This is a genomic window from Nocardioides sp. AN3, from assembly GCF_054653495.1.
This window is the reverse complement of the sequence record NZ_BAAIGC010000033.1, coordinates 42124-55594: the sequence shown is the minus strand read 5'-3', so window position 1 is coordinate 55594 and position 13471 is coordinate 42124. Positions and strand designations below refer to the sequence as shown.

The 13471-nt window shown below is 69.2% G+C and carries 17 protein-coding genes; 8 read left to right on the top strand and 9 right to left on the bottom strand.

Annotation, left to right across the window (positions count from 1 at the left end; genetic code table 11):
• Nucleotides 1–164 precede the first annotated feature (164 nt).
• Together ACYQ1K_RS23975 and ACYQ1K_RS23970 are read right to left on the bottom strand one after the other, a co-directional pair.
• A complete protein-coding gene (locus tag ACYQ1K_RS23975) occupies nucleotides 165–1406 on the bottom strand; it encodes a hypothetical protein (RefSeq protein WP_459985916.1) in 1242 nt (413 codons plus the stop codon).
• A 146-nt stretch (nucleotides 1407–1552) separates the two neighbouring features.
• On the bottom strand, nucleotides 1553–1951 hold the full coding sequence (locus tag ACYQ1K_RS23970) for a hypothetical protein (protein ID WP_459985915.1): 399 nt from the start codon (nucleotides 1949–1951) through the stop codon (nucleotides 1553–1555).
• A gap of 157 nt (nucleotides 1952–2108) precedes the next feature.
• On the opposite strand from ACYQ1K_RS23970, the gene ACYQ1K_RS23965 reads away from it, so the two are divergent.
• The 5 genes from ACYQ1K_RS23965 to ACYQ1K_RS23945 are packed head-to-tail and all read left to right on the top strand — an operon-like array spanning nucleotide 2109 to nucleotide 5634.
• The gene (locus ACYQ1K_RS23965) at nucleotides 2109–3053 is read left to right on the top strand and encodes a hypothetical protein (protein WP_459985914.1); all 945 of its coding nucleotides are present in this window, start codon (nucleotides 2109–2111) and stop codon (nucleotides 3051–3053) included.
• Nucleotides 3054–3099: 46 nt separating this feature from the next.
• Nucleotides 3100–3354 carry a hypothetical protein gene (locus ACYQ1K_RS23960; RefSeq protein WP_459985913.1) on the top strand — a complete coding sequence of 85 codons (255 nt, stop codon included), beginning with the start codon at nucleotides 3100–3102 and terminating at the stop codon, nucleotides 3352–3354.
• On the top strand, nucleotides 3354–3659 hold the full coding sequence (locus ACYQ1K_RS23955; protein ID WP_459985912.1) for a hypothetical protein: 306 nt from the start codon (nucleotides 3354–3356) through the stop codon (nucleotides 3657–3659). The genes ACYQ1K_RS23960 and ACYQ1K_RS23955 overlap by 1 nt, the downstream gene beginning before the upstream one ends.
• The gene (locus ACYQ1K_RS23950) at nucleotides 3656–4951 is read left to right on the top strand and encodes a restriction endonuclease (RefSeq protein WP_459985910.1); all 1296 of its coding nucleotides are present in this window, start codon (nucleotides 3656–3658) and stop codon (nucleotides 4949–4951) included. The genes ACYQ1K_RS23955 and ACYQ1K_RS23950 overlap by 4 nt, the downstream gene beginning before the upstream one ends.
• Entirely contained in the window at nucleotides 4951–5634 is a 684-nt protein-coding gene (locus ACYQ1K_RS23945; protein WP_459985909.1) for a hypothetical protein, read from the top strand. The genes ACYQ1K_RS23950 and ACYQ1K_RS23945 overlap by 1 nt, the downstream gene beginning before the upstream one ends.
• Nucleotides 5635–5662: 28 nt before the next feature.
• Here the strand turns inward: ACYQ1K_RS23945 and ACYQ1K_RS23940 are convergent, their stop codons facing one another.
• Both ACYQ1K_RS23940 and ACYQ1K_RS23935 read right to left on the bottom strand, forming a co-directional pair.
• Nucleotides 5663–6316 carry a hypothetical protein gene (locus ACYQ1K_RS23940; RefSeq protein ID WP_459985908.1) on the bottom strand — a complete coding sequence of 218 codons (654 nt, stop codon included), beginning with the start codon at nucleotides 6314–6316 and terminating at the stop codon, nucleotides 5663–5665.
• Nucleotides 6317–6357: 41 nt separating this feature from the next.
• On the bottom strand, nucleotides 6358–7137 hold the full coding sequence (locus tag ACYQ1K_RS23935; protein ID WP_459985907.1) for a hypothetical protein: 780 nt from the start codon (nucleotides 7135–7137) through the stop codon (nucleotides 6358–6360).
• A gap of 98 nt (nucleotides 7138–7235) precedes the next feature.
• Between ACYQ1K_RS23935 and ACYQ1K_RS23930 the strand changes: the two genes are divergently transcribed.
• Entirely contained in the window at nucleotides 7236–7409 is a 174-nt protein-coding gene (locus ACYQ1K_RS23930; RefSeq protein ID WP_459985906.1) for a hypothetical protein, read from the top strand.
• A gap of 10 nt (nucleotides 7410–7419) precedes the next feature.
• Here ACYQ1K_RS23930 and ACYQ1K_RS23925 read toward each other — a convergent pair whose 3' ends face one another.
• Entirely contained in the window at nucleotides 7420–8376 is a 957-nt protein-coding gene (locus ACYQ1K_RS23925; protein ID WP_459985905.1) for an ATP-dependent DNA ligase, read from the bottom strand.
• Nucleotides 8377–8529: 153 nt separating this feature from the next.
• Between ACYQ1K_RS23925 and ACYQ1K_RS23920 the strand changes: the two genes are divergently transcribed.
• The gene (locus ACYQ1K_RS23920) at nucleotides 8530–8958 is read left to right on the top strand and encodes a LexA family protein (protein WP_459985903.1); all 429 of its coding nucleotides are present in this window, start codon (nucleotides 8530–8532) and stop codon (nucleotides 8956–8958) included.
• Between the two features lie 3 nt (nucleotides 8959–8961).
• Nucleotides 8962–10242 (top strand): Y-family DNA polymerase, encoded by a 1281-nt coding sequence (locus tag ACYQ1K_RS23915; RefSeq protein WP_459985902.1) that lies wholly within the window; start codon nucleotides 8962–8964, stop codon nucleotides 10240–10242.
• 77 nt (nucleotides 10243–10319) lie between these two features.
• Here the strand turns inward: ACYQ1K_RS23915 and ACYQ1K_RS23910 are convergent, their stop codons facing one another.
• The 4 genes from ACYQ1K_RS23910 to ACYQ1K_RS23895 all read right to left on the bottom strand — a co-directional run bounded on the left by ACYQ1K_RS23910 (nucleotide 10320) and on the right by ACYQ1K_RS23895 (nucleotide 13279).
• A complete protein-coding gene (locus ACYQ1K_RS23910) occupies nucleotides 10320–10697 on the bottom strand; it encodes a hypothetical protein (protein ID WP_459985901.1) in 378 nt (125 codons plus the stop codon).
• 181 nt (nucleotides 10698–10878) lie between these two features.
• On the bottom strand, nucleotides 10879–11187 hold the full coding sequence (locus tag ACYQ1K_RS23905) for a hypothetical protein (protein ID WP_459985900.1): 309 nt from the start codon (nucleotides 11185–11187) through the stop codon (nucleotides 10879–10881).
• On the bottom strand, nucleotides 11187–11420 hold the full coding sequence (locus ACYQ1K_RS23900) for a hypothetical protein (RefSeq protein WP_459985899.1): 234 nt from the start codon (nucleotides 11418–11420) through the stop codon (nucleotides 11187–11189). Before ACYQ1K_RS23900 ends, ACYQ1K_RS23905 begins: the two co-directional genes overlap by 1 nt.
• Complete coding sequence (locus ACYQ1K_RS23895) at nucleotides 11420–13279, bottom strand: DNA cytosine methyltransferase (RefSeq protein WP_459985898.1); 1860 nt, start codon at nucleotides 13277–13279, stop codon at nucleotides 11420–11422. Before ACYQ1K_RS23895 ends, ACYQ1K_RS23900 begins: the two co-directional genes overlap by 1 nt.
• Between the last annotated feature and the right edge of the window lie 192 nt (nucleotides 13280–13471).

The following is a 13471-nucleotide window of genomic DNA, read 5'->3' as shown; positions in this document are numbered from 1 at the left end:
GCCCGCCGGCGCCGCTTCGACTCACTGGCAATCATCGCAACTGAGTTCGGAGCCGAGCCCTAGCGCGGGCGCAGTCATCGGCGAATGGACGCGACACGCTGCTCGTCGCTGTAGAGGCCAGCCATTGCAAGGGCGAGGCTGCTGCAGCGAGCCCGGCTCAGGGACTAGTCGTGTTCGTCGTCGGCGCCCCGTCGACGGAACGTACGGTCCTCGAGCCTGCTGGAGGCCTTGTCCTTCGCCAGCCGTGCCCGGTCGAGAGTCTGTTCTCCGCGGCGCCTCGCGGCATGCACTCCCGCGGCGCCGGTCTCCAGCGCACGATCTCTGACCTCCGCGGCTGCGCCGCCCCATCTCCTCGCCGAAACCGCTTCGCGCCCCGACTCAATCCCGAGCGGCGCATGCAAGCCGGCGACGGCGCTCGCGACCTTCTCGGTCGACGCGACGACCGCTGGCGACTTGGTCGGATGCAGCAGCACCTTGGTGTTGGCGGCCCCTGCAGCGGCATCTAGCCGCGCCATCAACCGCTCCGTGCAGCGAGAGATCGTGTCCAACCGCTTCTGCCGTGCAGCCTTCAAGCCCAGGCGATGTCCGTCCAGATCATCCGGTGCTACGTCTAGCACCCGATCGAGTTCGAGCACGGCAATCGCGTCCTGTAGCTGGAAGCATCTGGCCAGCACCGCCAACCAACCCTGTGCCTTGGACTCAGCCTGCTTGGCTTCCTTCGCGAGGTCGCTGATCTTCGTCGTGCGCTCCAACTTCTCGGCCAACGCGTCTAGCTGGCGCAGGGCGTACGCCTGGGTACGCCCGATCGTGGCCGACGAGTCTTGAACCTTCGACCAGGTGACCTCGTTGACCCGGCCTCCGTGCTCGCGAAGGGTCATCGCCTCGTCGATATCGAAGCCCACGCCGATCATGTCCGCCCACACGGCGTCCTCCTGAGCGCGGAGCACGTCATCGAGCTTGGCGTCGATCGTCGCGAGGTAGTCGGTGATCTCCTCCATGGTCTGCTGCATCGCAAGCTGCGCCATGATGCCCGCGGTGCCGGCCAGCACCGACGGGTTGGTGAGCAGCGATCCCGGCGTCTTCACCACCTCCAGGAATCCCTTGCTCCTGCCGTTCTGGGTCAAGACGGCACGGCTCACACCGGGGCTCGACCCCTTCATCAGCCGGTACTTCTTCATCGCCTGCGCGGACTTCTCAGTCAGCTTCACCCAGCGACCCGAGTTGGCGGCGATCTCTGACCCCGCCTGTGCAGCCGCGGCACCGGTTCCGAGCACGGAGCGGAGGCGGGGCAACTCGAGATCCTTCGAGGCCAGCCCCTCAGACACGAGGAACCGCTCGACCGCTACCGGGTCCCCGATGACGGCGAGACCATCACCGTCACTGATCAACTCGATCTCGTTGTTCACCATCGCCTCCTGACCCTGGGGCACGGAACGCCCCGAGCCTCGCGAAGGATGGGCTTACCCCCCCGACAGATGCTATTCACAGCCCTGCGGAGGTGTCCGGATAACGCCGGCGCCTCGGCGCTGGCGGTGATCGACACGGCGCGTCGCTAGGCGTTGCGCTCGGCGAGCCACGGGTCGTCGAGCGGGTCGACGTCCTCCTGGCCCACCATCTCAAGCTCTCCGCCGGGTCCCATCCGGTACTGCCTGGGTCCGCCACCTCGCAGTCGATCCTTCAGCGCGAACAGCGCCAGCGCTGCGTCGAGGTGACGGGCAGCAGCAGGGCTGCCCTTGCCCGCCTCGGCGCCCGCGGTGATGAACTCACGCAGCACCTGGTTCCACGCGCTGATCACCCGATCCTCGCCGCCGGTCTCCCGGAAGAGCCTGACCACCCGATCCAGAGCACCCCGCTCGAAGCTCACCTGCTCACCCGCCGGCGCATCGCGGTCGACGTGCGCCCCACTCGCCGCGCTCCGCAGTGCCTCCTCGACAGCCGCCCGACTCGTCACGTGCACCTCCCGATCGTCCGGCGACCCACACTAACCTCGGCTCTGGTGACGCGCTCCGGCTCGCAGACTCCACGAGTCTGAAGCGGGTCCGGCCCGTCTCCGGACGGCCCCAACAATCCCGTGGGCCTGCGGAGTCGGCCTCACGTACCCTGCCCGCGTGGCCTTCTGGCAGCACAGCCCCGCCGACGTTGACGACCGTCTGGTCGAGCTCGCGCACCTGTTCGTTGACTGCCGGGCAGCGTTCTTCGAAACAGCCGACCGCTTTCACTGGAGCCCCGAGCTCGGCTCCGTCGCTGCGCGCGCAGCCGCCGAACTCCCCTCCCCCGACCCAGCGATCGCCGATCCGCGCGGCGAGACCGGTCACCGGCTGATCGCCGAAGTCGCCCAGACCTACCTACTGACCGCGAGCGGCCACCTCGGCGGCCTCGCGAGCCTCTACGCGAGCGGCGAGGTCTTCTTCCCGCCGGCAGCACTCATCCGGGCGACGATCGAGAACTGCGCCCACGCGATGTGGGTGCTCGGCGACGACCCCACGGAGCCGTCCGAGAACCGGCTCGCCCGCGCCTACCTCGAGGAGCTCCTCAGCGCCGAGCAGGCCAAGATGAACGCTGGCCGGCTGGGCGCGAAGAGCGGTCCCATCCACATGCAGGCCAACGACGACTACAAGACCCTGAAGCGCCAGATCCTCGCCCGCTTCCCCAGCGCCGACACGGCAACGCTCGGAAAGTGGACGCTGCAGGACCAGACTCTGCTCGGGCCAGAGGCCACCGTCGCCTGGATGTACGCACTCGCACAGAAGGCGGGAGGATCGAGCGTCGGCGACCGCGCTGCGCTTGGGATCTACGGATTCCTGTCGAACATGACGCATCCGACCCTCTACCCCGCCCGGCAGCTGCGCGCATGGACCGACGACCCCGCCGCCGGACATCCTGTCGCCTACCTGAAACTCGACCTCGACTTCCTGGAACGCCAAGCCTCAGCGGCAGTGATGGCGTTCTACAACGCTCTGTCCTACGTGACCTCCTACTTCGGCTGGCCACGATCGGTGCACGACGACCTGACTGAGAAGATCGACCGAGCGATGCCGACGTTCTTCTCGTGACGCTGTTCCCCGCTTAGTGAGGCCCGCTGCGTGCCACGATGCACCCGTGGGTTTGTTCAAGCGCAGCGAGACCGTACGGGCCAAGAAGATCGGTGCTCACGCCCGGTACGTCGACGAGGACGTCCAACGGGTCGACCTCAAGATCACCAGCACCGACGGCGAGGCCACCACCGTCGATCTCAGCCTCGACCAGACCCGGCAACTCGTCATCGATCTGACCAATGCCTACGGCGCATGCCGGCCATCGCTGCTGGACCAGAAGCAGATCGACCGGATCACGTCCTTCTTCGGGATGCGCTGATGAGCCGCCACGAGTACGACGAGGAGGCCAGCGAGGCGTGGCACACGGACGTCGTGCACGAAGTGTCGGACGACGGTCCCGTGCCCGTGTCGAGGTGGGTCGATGCCATGCGGCGCCTCAACGCGATCAACGACCCTCTGGCCCGCAAGCTCATCGCCCTGCACCGCGACTGCGGGTCCGGCTCCGGAGTGTGTGACGTCGGCGCCGACGACCACGACCCGGTGACGTACCGTCGGAACTGGGGATGCGAGACGACCGAGGTGATCGCCGACCACTTCGGCGTCGACTACCCCAGCGGTTCGTGACCGCAGCGATGGACGTCAGCACCGATCCACGCACCCGTGAAGCGTGGGACTCCGCCACGCGGGCTGCGTCTCTCGCACTGCCTACCTCGCGGGTGTGGCGCCGCCTGCTGGCCGAGCTCGACGCGAACGAGCTCGTGCTCTACCTCGACGTCTTTACCGACGGCTCCCGGGACGTGTTCGTCGCCGTCACCTCCGGACGCCTGCTGTCGTGGACCGTGCTGAGCGATCGGTTTCGCAGGATGGTCCGCCACAGCGTCCAGGTCACCGAGCACACCCGGACAGTGAAAGGCGTACTACGTCTGTCCGACGGCAGCTCCTCAACGCCTCTGCGCCTGGTCGGCCGGCCCGAGCAACGCACGGCCCTGCTCAAAGCACTGCGGCTGCCCGCAGACGCCCGACCGGTCCGCGCCGTCGTCCTCGACCTGAGCACCTCACCCAAGACCAAGGCCGCGTACGAAGCCAGTCCCCTGCCGCCACCAGCGACGGGACCAGTCGCAGACGCCGTCCTCGGCTCACTCGGGTCCGCCAAAGCGCAGTGCCTGGTCCAAGCCACTCAGCTCAGCCTTCATCCATCGCTGCCCGGCGGCGAGGTCGTCGTCGTCGGCACCGGAACGAAGATCACTTTCATCGCAGTCGGGGCCGATGCGAAGTCCCGACCGACCATGGCCGTCGGTCGGGGGTCGCTGGGCTGGGACCTGCGCGGCACCGAGCTCACCTTGTTCCACGACCAGCCAGCCCGCTCCACTGTCGCCCGGCTCCGCGGCGAACCTCGCGCCCTCCAGGCCGTCGTCGACCTCGTCCACCGGTGGGCAGAGCTCGATGCCGTCGTCGAAGGCCAACGAGCCAGCCAACAGCGGGCGCGCCGCGTCACCGCCGCCGACGGATCCCCCGCCGTCCCGGTGGTTCGACGAACCGGGTTCCTGGGGCGCAAGCGGGCCGCGCCGATCGGCAGCTGGCAACAGGCCGAGGCCGCAGCCTGCGCGTGGCTGCGGCATATGGGCTTCAACGACGCCCAGGTGACCCCCACCGGCAAGGACGCCGGCGTCGACGTCATCGCCCGCAAGGTCCTCGCCCAGGTCAAATGGGAGGCCACGCCGGTCGGGCGGCCCAAACTGCAGCAGCTCCACGGCGCGGCGGCCCACGCACGCAAGAAGGGAGCGTTCTTCTCCCGGTCCGGCTACACCGCCGATGCCAGGGCCTGGGCAGAGACGGCGGGGATAGCCGCGTTCGTCCTGCTCGACGACGGCTCGCTGGCGCCGACTACCTCAGCCGCGAAGAAGATGATGCGCTGATGGCACCGCGAGTCGTCGCCGTCGACGTCGGGTCCGTACGGAGCAACTTCGCCTGGGCAGCCCTCGATCTACCCGGCCGACGCCCGGTCGGCGAGGGCGGCACCCACCCCGAGGGCGCGGCCCTCGCGGTTCTCGAGGCGATCAACGCGGGAGCGCCGGTCGCTCTCGGATTCGAGGCTCCGCTGATGGTCCCGGTCAGCCCGGTCGGATCCGTCGACGGCTGGAGGACGCTGGGACAGGCCCGCCAGGGTGAGACCGTCGAGGGTCGCTCCAGACCGTGGTCCGCCGGCGCGGGCAGCGGCGCACTGGCCACCGGACTGGTGCAGATGGCGTGGGTGCTTGAACGGGTCGCCTCGGCGCAGCCGACACTACGATGCACGACCCGGCCGGAGCCGTGGCTGGCCGGCGACGCAGAGCTTTTCGTGTGGGAGGCGTTCGTGTCCGGGGCCGGTAAGCCCGTGCCAGCGGGGATCACTCAGCACGCAGCGGACGCGGCCGCCGCGGCCGACACCTTTGCCGACCGCATGGAGGAAGGCACTTTGAGCGCCTCCGACGTTGTGTGCGCACCATCGTCGTCATTCAACCTCGCGGCCGCGGCCGCGGCGTACGCCGGTCTGGCGATCGCCAGCTGTGAGCTGCGCGACCAGGTCCAGGTCTACCGCACCCGGCCCGCTCTGCTGTAGATCACAGCCCGCCCGGCGTGCTGCGCCGTCAAGGGCACGAGGGAGCCGTGGCCGGTGCCGCGGCGATGCCGACCACGATGTCGTGACCTAGCAGGGGGTCGACGGCGACATGAAGACCGAGGTCGGTGATCCTGCCGTCCCGCGGGTGCCAGTCGCGGTCTTCTCGGGTGCGGCCCAGCAGCGGGTCGAGGGCGTCGATCGTGGGCTTCCAGAGAGTCAGCCAGTTGCGCTTTGGACCGACGACGAACGCCAGCTGCAATTGCACGGGGCCGTCAGGGATCGCCGCTGCGTCGACAACCGCGGAGCGGACCTGCTCCTTGTAGGCCGTCGTGGTGGCCGAGGCGGTGGTGCGGACCGTGTAGGTGCTGGGTCCGGTGGTCTCATGTGCCGGTGCGACGAGGACGCGCGAGGTGTCGGCGTGCCGCTTGGTGCACCACACCGTCACCAGGTCCTCGTCCCGTAGCCGGGTGGCCAGCGGGAAGGCGTAGTTGTCCAGGTCAGCCATGTCGACCAAGTCGCGCCCTGTCGGCAGGCCGACCTCAAGCAGCAGCGCCCACGGGCCGTCGGGCGTCCGGTGGGGCGTCACCAGCTGTGCAGTGTCCTCGAGGTACTCGCGGAGCCGCACCTGGTCGGGGTCGGTCGACTTGTTCCAGCTGGCCAGCAGCGGCGCCTTCCGGAGCACTACGCCCTCTCCCTGGGGCCGGCGGTACCACCGCGGTTCGATCACGGTCGCTGCACCGCGCCCGTCTCGTCCACCCACCAGACCTCGATCTGCGCCGCGGCGAGCGATCCGGCCGTCTCGGCATGCAGGTCGCGGTAACGCGGGAAGTCCGGCAGAGCGATGACGCTGCCCCAGCCCGGCTCCTTGCCACGGAGTCGCATCGCGGCCAGCACAGCCTGGGAGTACCAGTGGCCCGCCTGGGTGCTCGGGCTCGTCCGCTTGGCCTCTCCTGCGCGCGCGGGGTCGGCATAGTTGCGGCTGGGGAACCCCTTGACCTCGACGCCGACCGTCCTGCCGTCGCGGGACGCGATCACGTCGATGCCGTGCTCCTTCGTGGCGGTGTTGGCCACCGACAGGATGCGCCACCCGTCCCCAGCCAGCGCGGTCACCAGCGCGGCCTGAACGTTGGCCTCGGTGTGCCACTCGCCCGTCGATGCTTCTGCCTCCACCAGGTCCTGCGGACGTGGTCGAGCGACCTGCGCAGCCGTCGGCGGCGGAGGTGTCGGGATCGGGTTCCGCCGTTCGACCTGACCGGAGATCTCGTAGCCGAGCGCTGCGAGGTGGCGGCGGGCTGTGTTGGACATGAACTCCGAACGTGGGATGCCAGTGGCCACCTCGAACGCCTGGATGACCGGGAACCAGGCGCCGTTGACCCGCACGGCGTGCTTTCGGATCGCATCAGGCGCCACGTCGGCAAGCCGTGCCCCGACGTCCTCACGGGACAGCTCATAGCGTTGGCCGTTGAGCGTGAACCGGATCGACTCGCGGCCCTGACTTTCCATGGCGAGAAGGTACGGCACCCGGCCGACACACGTTGCCGTCTCGCGCTCCTCCGCCGGCGGCGGGTCGGGTGTCGGCCCACGGCTCTACGCTCTCGGCCGTGCTCACGATGACGGCCGCCGTCCAGGAAGTCCCTCCTGACCACCGCGGCGGCTACGAGCTGGACACCGACTATCTTTCGGCAACTGCAGAGACCTACGACGATGCCCTCGGGCAGATTCGCGAGCGACTGCAGCCGGGTTGGCGCATCTTGTGGCTCCGAGTCGACCGCTGAGCGTCGATCCTCAACTGGAGACGTCCAGGCGCAGCCGGCGGTAGCGCGTCAGGTGGCGCCAGCGGCCGTACTCGAACGCCGTGTCCGCCTCGACCTCGACGATCACCGTGGGGACCACACGAGTGATCGCGACCGGCTCGCGGCTGAACCGGCCCAGTTGACGGGTGCTGAGCTCGGCCGGCCATGGGTGGTCATCGGTGCTGACGAGGACCGCGGCGAGCTCGGCCGACTCTCCGGAGCTGAGCGGATGGGTGGCGCCGGCCACGCGCAACGTGCCGGTGTCGTCACGGAGGCCGAGGATCAGCCGAATCGGTTGGTCGACGTGGCCGATCACCGCCCCGACCGTGGCCTCCCGGGTGTTGCGGATGCGGAACTTCACCCATCCCCGCTGCCCAGGCTGGTAGCGCTGGTTCGCTCCCTTGGCGATCAGACCCTCCACGCCCACGTCGGCGGCGGCGTACTCCTCGAGCCAGCGCTGTGCCTCGGCGGGGTCCGCGGTCTGCGGCGTGAGCTGCAGTGGCGGCCGCCACGAGACCGCCAACTGCTCAAGCGCCGCCCGGCGCTCGCGCAACGGTCTGGCCCGCATGTCGACGCCGTCTGCGACCAGCAGGTCGAAGGCCAGAAGCGAGGATGGCGGCAGGTTCGCCGGCGGCCGCCGGTGGCCGCGGTAGGCCAGCCGTGGGGCCAGGGCGCCGAAGTCGAGCCGCCCATCCCGCCACACGACGAGTTCGACGTCAATCACCGTGCCCGGCTCCAGTTGCTCGTGGGCCGCCTGGACGATCTCGGGAAACCCTGCTGTCAGGGCTGCTCCGTTCCGTGACCAGACCTGGCACCCGGCGCTGGTGCGCTCGAGGACAGCCCGGTATCCGTCCCATTTCGGCTCCCACCTCGTACCGCCGGGCATGCTCGCCCCCGCCGGCAGCTTGGCTGCGGGCTTGGCGAGCATCGGCTCCCAGCGGGTCGCCATTCATTCAGCGTACGAACTGAGCGCACTCATCCCCCACCTTGCGTGGGCGACGCCTCCACACCCGCCGTGGGAAGCGCGTGCTCTGCGCCACGCGCTACGCCCGCTGCTGCGGTGGACTCGTCCCGACTCGACGAGGGCGACTACTCTGCGGATATGTCGAACATACGTTCGACCGCGCGGGGAATGGCGGTCGAGACGACCGCCTCGTTCCCCAACCCTGCCCAGGACTACTTCGAGGGCCAGATCTCTCTGGACCGTCACCTGGTGCGCCGGCCGGCCTCGACCTTTGTGCTGCGAGTCAGCTCGGACGCGCTGGCCAGCATGGGCATCCGGGCCGGCGACGAGCTCCTGGTCGACCGTGCCCTCTCCCCCGCGCCCGGACGCGTTCTTGTGGTCCTCCTCGACCACGAGCGCCGTCTCGGCCGCTTCGACGTCATCGACGGAATCGCCGTCCTGGTCACCGACCTCGAGCAGGTCCCGCTCACTGCCGACGTCGAACCCTGGGGGGTCGCCACCGTGCTGCTGCATCACCTCCCACTCGGCCCCGCCGGGGAACGCGAGCGCCGCACCGCCGCGAGGTAGCCGATGACTCGCTGCACCTGGGGCACTGCCAACGCCTCCCCACCACTCGCACTGGTCGACGTCCGCTCGATGTTCGTCTCCGTCGAGCGCGTCCTCGACCCGTCACTGCGCGAGCGCGCCGTCATCGTGCTGTCCAACAACGACGGCTGCGCAGTGGCCAGGTCCGACGAGGCCAAGGCCCTAGGAGTGCAGATGGGCGACCCGTGGTTCCAGCTCCGCGACAAGCCCCATCTGGCCGCCCTGGTCGCCAAGTCGAGCAACTACGAAGAGTACGGCGCGTTCTCCAGCAGGTTCCACGAGACCGTCGCCACCATCTCGGCCACGACCGAGACCTACTCTGTCGACGAAGCTTTCGTCGGCCTCCCCCGTACCGACCCGGCCGTGGCCGCCGAGACGCTCCAGGCCCGAATACGCCAATGGACCGGCCTACCCACCGCAGCCGGCATCGGGCCGACCAAGACCCTCGCCAAGGTTGCCCAGCGGCACGCCAAGGCCATCGGGCGGCCGCTCGTCGACCTCACCGCCTGGCCGCCCTGCGACGTTGGAGATCTCCTCGCCAACACCCCCGTCTCGGAGGTGTGGGGCATTGGGTCGCGCCTCACCGCCGGCCTCGCCGGTCTCGGCATCCACACCGCGGCCGACCTCGCCACCGCTGACGCCGGCGTCCTACGACGCCGCTGGTCGGTCGTCCTCGAGCGCACCGCGCGCGAACTCGCCGGCGTGCCATGCATGCCCGTCGGGTTCACCCCTAAGAACCGCCAGCAGCTGATGTACTCCCGCATGCTCGGCGCCACGGTGAGCACCTCGGCTGAGATGCGGAGCGTGCTGGCGCAGTACGCAGCCGCGGCCGCCCGACGCCTACGCGCCCACGGCCTCGACACCGCCCTCATGCAGGTCTGGATCAGCAGCAGCCGATTCCGCGACGACGTCGCCCACCACACCGCCGCGGTCGCCTTCGACCCTCCGACCAGCGACCCGCTCAGGCTCATCACGAGCGCCCGCGCGGTGCTGCCAAAGATGCGGGAGAACTGGCCCTACAACCGCGCCGGGATCTTGCTCACCGGCCTCTCCCCTGCCGGCGCCGCCCCACAGCTATGGCCCGGCGAAACGCCGTCTCGGCTCCGGCTCGCAGCCGCCGTCGACGAGCTCGCCGCCCGATACGGCCGCAGTGCCCTCGGCTGGGGTCCCAGCGGGCTACGGGACCGCCAGCGATGGGACATGCGCCGCGAGCGGCTCTCCCCCGCCGGCACCACCAACTGGGCCCAACTCCTCACCGTCCGATGATCCGCGCCGCTCAAACGAGCCACATGAACACTTCGCCGGCAACGCTCCAGGCGGTCATCGTCTGGCCACGGCTCGTGTCAGGTTTCCCAGCCGCTAGGCGACTCCAGATGCGCGAACGGTCGCTGTCCATCGGCTGCATCCTCCTCAGCCCGGCGCATGACCTTCTGGATGACGCCCTTGGTGACACCAAGCAGCCGCGCGATCGTCAACAGTGACATCTGCGGGTGGGTTCGCAGGTAGACCACGGTCGCGGTCCGCAGTGCCGCATTGGTCTGAGTGAGTTGCGCCAGGTGATCGTGAAGGACGCTCGTCAGCTGCGCGACGCCCTCCGGGCCTCCGTACCGCGCCGACCAGCCGGGCGCGGCCTCCGCAGCGGCCGTGAGGAACCCGGCGGGGTCGCCAAGCACCTCCGTCACCACCTCGGCTGACGCGGCGGTCACATCGGCAGGCTGCATGCCGCCGACTGTAACGATCTCAGGACTCACCGCACGGCTCGGTCATCCATGGCTCGATCCCTTGCTTGATGGCCGGCCGGCTGCTCGAGGAGCCGAAGCCGATCTCGGTGAAGTGGGGATCGCCGTCCTCCCGTCGCTGGTCGAGCACTCGATGCGGTACTCCGACTCCGGTCTGAGTTGGTCATCGCGTCTGCGCCCACGACCGGACGGCGCCGGTCGAGGACGCCGGCCGGCAGAAATCCGCTCGCGTCGAGGTGTCAGTGGCCGGCGGCAACGCCGGCCGCTCCTGAGTAACGGCTCCGGCGTCGTCCTCGGTCACATCCGCGATGGCACACGTCGGGCACAGGTGCTCGGTCGCGGTCATCTCCCATCCGGCCTCGAGGGCGGCCCGGTCGGCGTGCGTCGGCGTCCACCAGCCCGTTCCCTCCGGTGCTCCCAGGCCACAGCGGTCGCACAGGACGACGTAGTGCGCGGTCTCTCGGTAGCACATCAGCCGTGCCCCCCATCGGCGTGCGTGTCGTTGACCCAGGAGCCGTTCGAGGCCAGTCGGACCATCGCGTGGTACTCGCACATGCGTACGCCGTGCTCGGCGTGGCGATCGCACCCGGGGAAGTCACAGGCAGCGCCGAGGTGCTTCTGCTCCCGCCTCCACGTGGCACGGGCCTCGGCGGTGTTGACCTGGTGCGCCGGCGTTGTGCTGCTGGAGAGCTTCTGGACACTCATCACGCTGCCACCTCCTCGTTGTGCAGGACTGCACGGAGCCGATTGCTGATCCACCAGCCGACCGGAGGTGAGACGGCGTTGCCGTAGCCGTCGACCCTGTCGCGGGCCGACCCCCATACCTGGAACGTGCCCTCGTAGCCGGCGAAGTCCACGTCGAAGCCACAGCCGCGGCCGATCTCGTGGTCGTACATCATTCGGAAGTAGCAGTCCTCGAGCGCGAGGTCGGCCAGCGCGTCGCGCCACTCAGCGGTCAGGATCGCGGTGGTGTCGCGTGAGGTGAGCGTCCCGAATGGATCGGTGACCGGGTGCGGCGCGGTCTCGGTGCCGGTCGACCCGTTCTGCTTGTACCAGCCGGAGAACAGCAGAGCCTGAGTCGGCTCGGCGGTGAGCGCACCCAGCGGGTCAGAGACCGGGTGTGCCCGGTACTTCGCCTCGAGGATCGACCCGTTGTTCTTGATCGTGCCCGCCGCGGTGAGCAGGCCGGGGATCTGGTCAGCCGTGACCGTCGGCATGGCCTCGCTGTGCGAGGTGGGTGTGGTGTGCCGGCGGTATGGCATCACCCCGGCCGAGAGCAAGCCCATCGTCTCGGACCCGCCCTGGGTGGGCAGGGGCTCGTCCACGCCGCGCGGTACCCCTTGGTAGTTGTCGATCGCCATCGCGACTGGCGGCGTGATCAGGCCGGTGCCGTTCGTCGAGGTCTGCGACGGCAGACGCTGGGAGAAGTCGCGGCTGCGGCACTGCGAACCGGGCCACTCAAAGGTGTTGCCGGCGGCGGCCATCAGCGCTCCGGTCGAGAGGACCGCGGTCTCCTGCTGGCTGGTCTGGGTGGCCATCGGCTGCCAGGGCTGCCGCTCGGAACCCCGCTGCGACTTCGCGGGCATCAAGACCGCGGGGAACTCGGCGAACCGCTGGCGGCAACGCTCGGCCCTCGCCATCGTCGCGGCCGCGAGCGGCTTGTCCCGATCGCCGATCCGAGTACCCAGGTTCGACAGGTCGAGCGCGTCGAGCGAGGGTGTGAACGGCGGGATGACCTCGCGATAGCACGAGGGGCACCGGTAGTTGTACTGCTTGCCGTACCGGACCGAGCCGGTGGGCGGGACGCCGGTCTTCCACGACCACACGGCTTCGACGACGTTCTGGCAGTGGTCGCACCAGGACTCCGGACGGTGCTCAAGATCTGGGGTGGGCAACTTCTTGTCCCAGAACACCCAGTAGCCGCGATCCCTGGACTGGCCGACCCCGAAGAACATCGAGTTCAGGTAGAGGACCTTGTGGTTGTAGCCGAGCAGATCGAACTGCTTGAGCCACCAGCGGTAGGTCGACCCGTCGCCAATCTTCCGCTTCCCTGGGACGAGCTGACCCCACGAGGCAAGCTCGGTGGTGCACTCCACGAGGATCAGCCGCGGATGGTGCATGGCGGCGTAGTGCAGGACGCAGTTAGCGGTGGCTCGGTCGCGCTCGGAGCGGGTGACCCGTGCTTCATAGTCCGGGTCCTCGAGGTCGAACAGCGACAGCCCCTGCTCGTAAGCCCTCTTCGTGTTCGCGGGCGAGTGGTTGACGCAGCTGACGCCAGCGGCGAGGAGATCCCCAGCGGGTAGCTCCCGCACGGAGTGATAGGCGGGCGAGTCGGTGTCGACGAGGTCAGCGATCCAGTGCTCGGTCGTGGGGTGATTGGCCTCGTGGACCTTGACCTTGTACTCGTTGTGGTTCGCCGCGGTGATCACGTCGAAGCCTGCGTGGGCGATGCCCTGGGTGAGGCCGCCGAAGCCGGAGAACAGGTCGACGGCGACGAGGGTGTCGTGCCTGAACCGCCGCTGCTGCAGCGCCGGCCGCCACTGCGCCGTAGCCATCGACGTCATGCCGCACCCCCGGTCGCGCTCGCGGCCCGGTTCATCGCCGTCCAGTACGGCGCGGAGTCGGGTTCAGGTGCTCCGTGCCGACACGTGCAGCGCTGCGCACACATCGGCAGGACTCGGTTCGCACAGTCCCCGGGACCATGCCCAGGTTCTGCACACGCCTCGCAGCTGCTCATCTGGCGACCTCCAACACCT

Coding starts and splice junctions, on each gene's coding strand:
- ACYQ1K_RS23905 (WP_459985900.1), bottom strand. CDS start 11,187: ATGTGCTACCGAGAGACCGCGCACTACGTCGTCCTGTGCGACCGCTGT.
- ACYQ1K_RS23920 (WP_459985903.1), top strand. CDS start 8,530: ATGTCGAACATACGTTCGACCGCGCGGGGAATGGCGGTCGAGACGACC.
- ACYQ1K_RS23895 (WP_459985898.1), bottom strand. CDS start 13,279: ATGACGTCGATGGCTACGGCGCAGTGGCGGCCGGCGCTGCAGCAGCGG.
- ACYQ1K_RS23925 (WP_459985905.1), bottom strand. CDS start 8,376: ATGGCGACCCGCTGGGAGCCGATGCTCGCCAAGCCCGCAGCCAAGCTG.
- ACYQ1K_RS23900 (WP_459985899.1), bottom strand. CDS start 11,420: ATGAGTGTCCAGAAGCTCTCCAGCAGCACAACGCCGGCGCACCAGGTC.
- ACYQ1K_RS23915 (WP_459985902.1), top strand. CDS start 8,962: ATGACTCGCTGCACCTGGGGCACTGCCAACGCCTCCCCACCACTCGCA.
- ACYQ1K_RS23945 (WP_459985909.1), top strand. CDS start 4,951: ATGGCACCGCGAGTCGTCGCCGTCGACGTCGGGTCCGTACGGAGCAAC.
- ACYQ1K_RS23910 (WP_459985901.1), bottom strand. CDS start 10,697: ATGCAGCCTGCCGATGTGACCGCCGCGTCAGCCGAGGTGGTGACGGAG.
- ACYQ1K_RS23955 (WP_459985912.1), top strand. CDS start 3,354: ATGAGCCGCCACGAGTACGACGAGGAGGCCAGCGAGGCGTGGCACACG.
- ACYQ1K_RS23935 (WP_459985907.1), bottom strand. CDS start 7,137: ATGGAAAGTCAGGGCCGCGAGTCGATCCGGTTCACGCTCAACGGCCAA.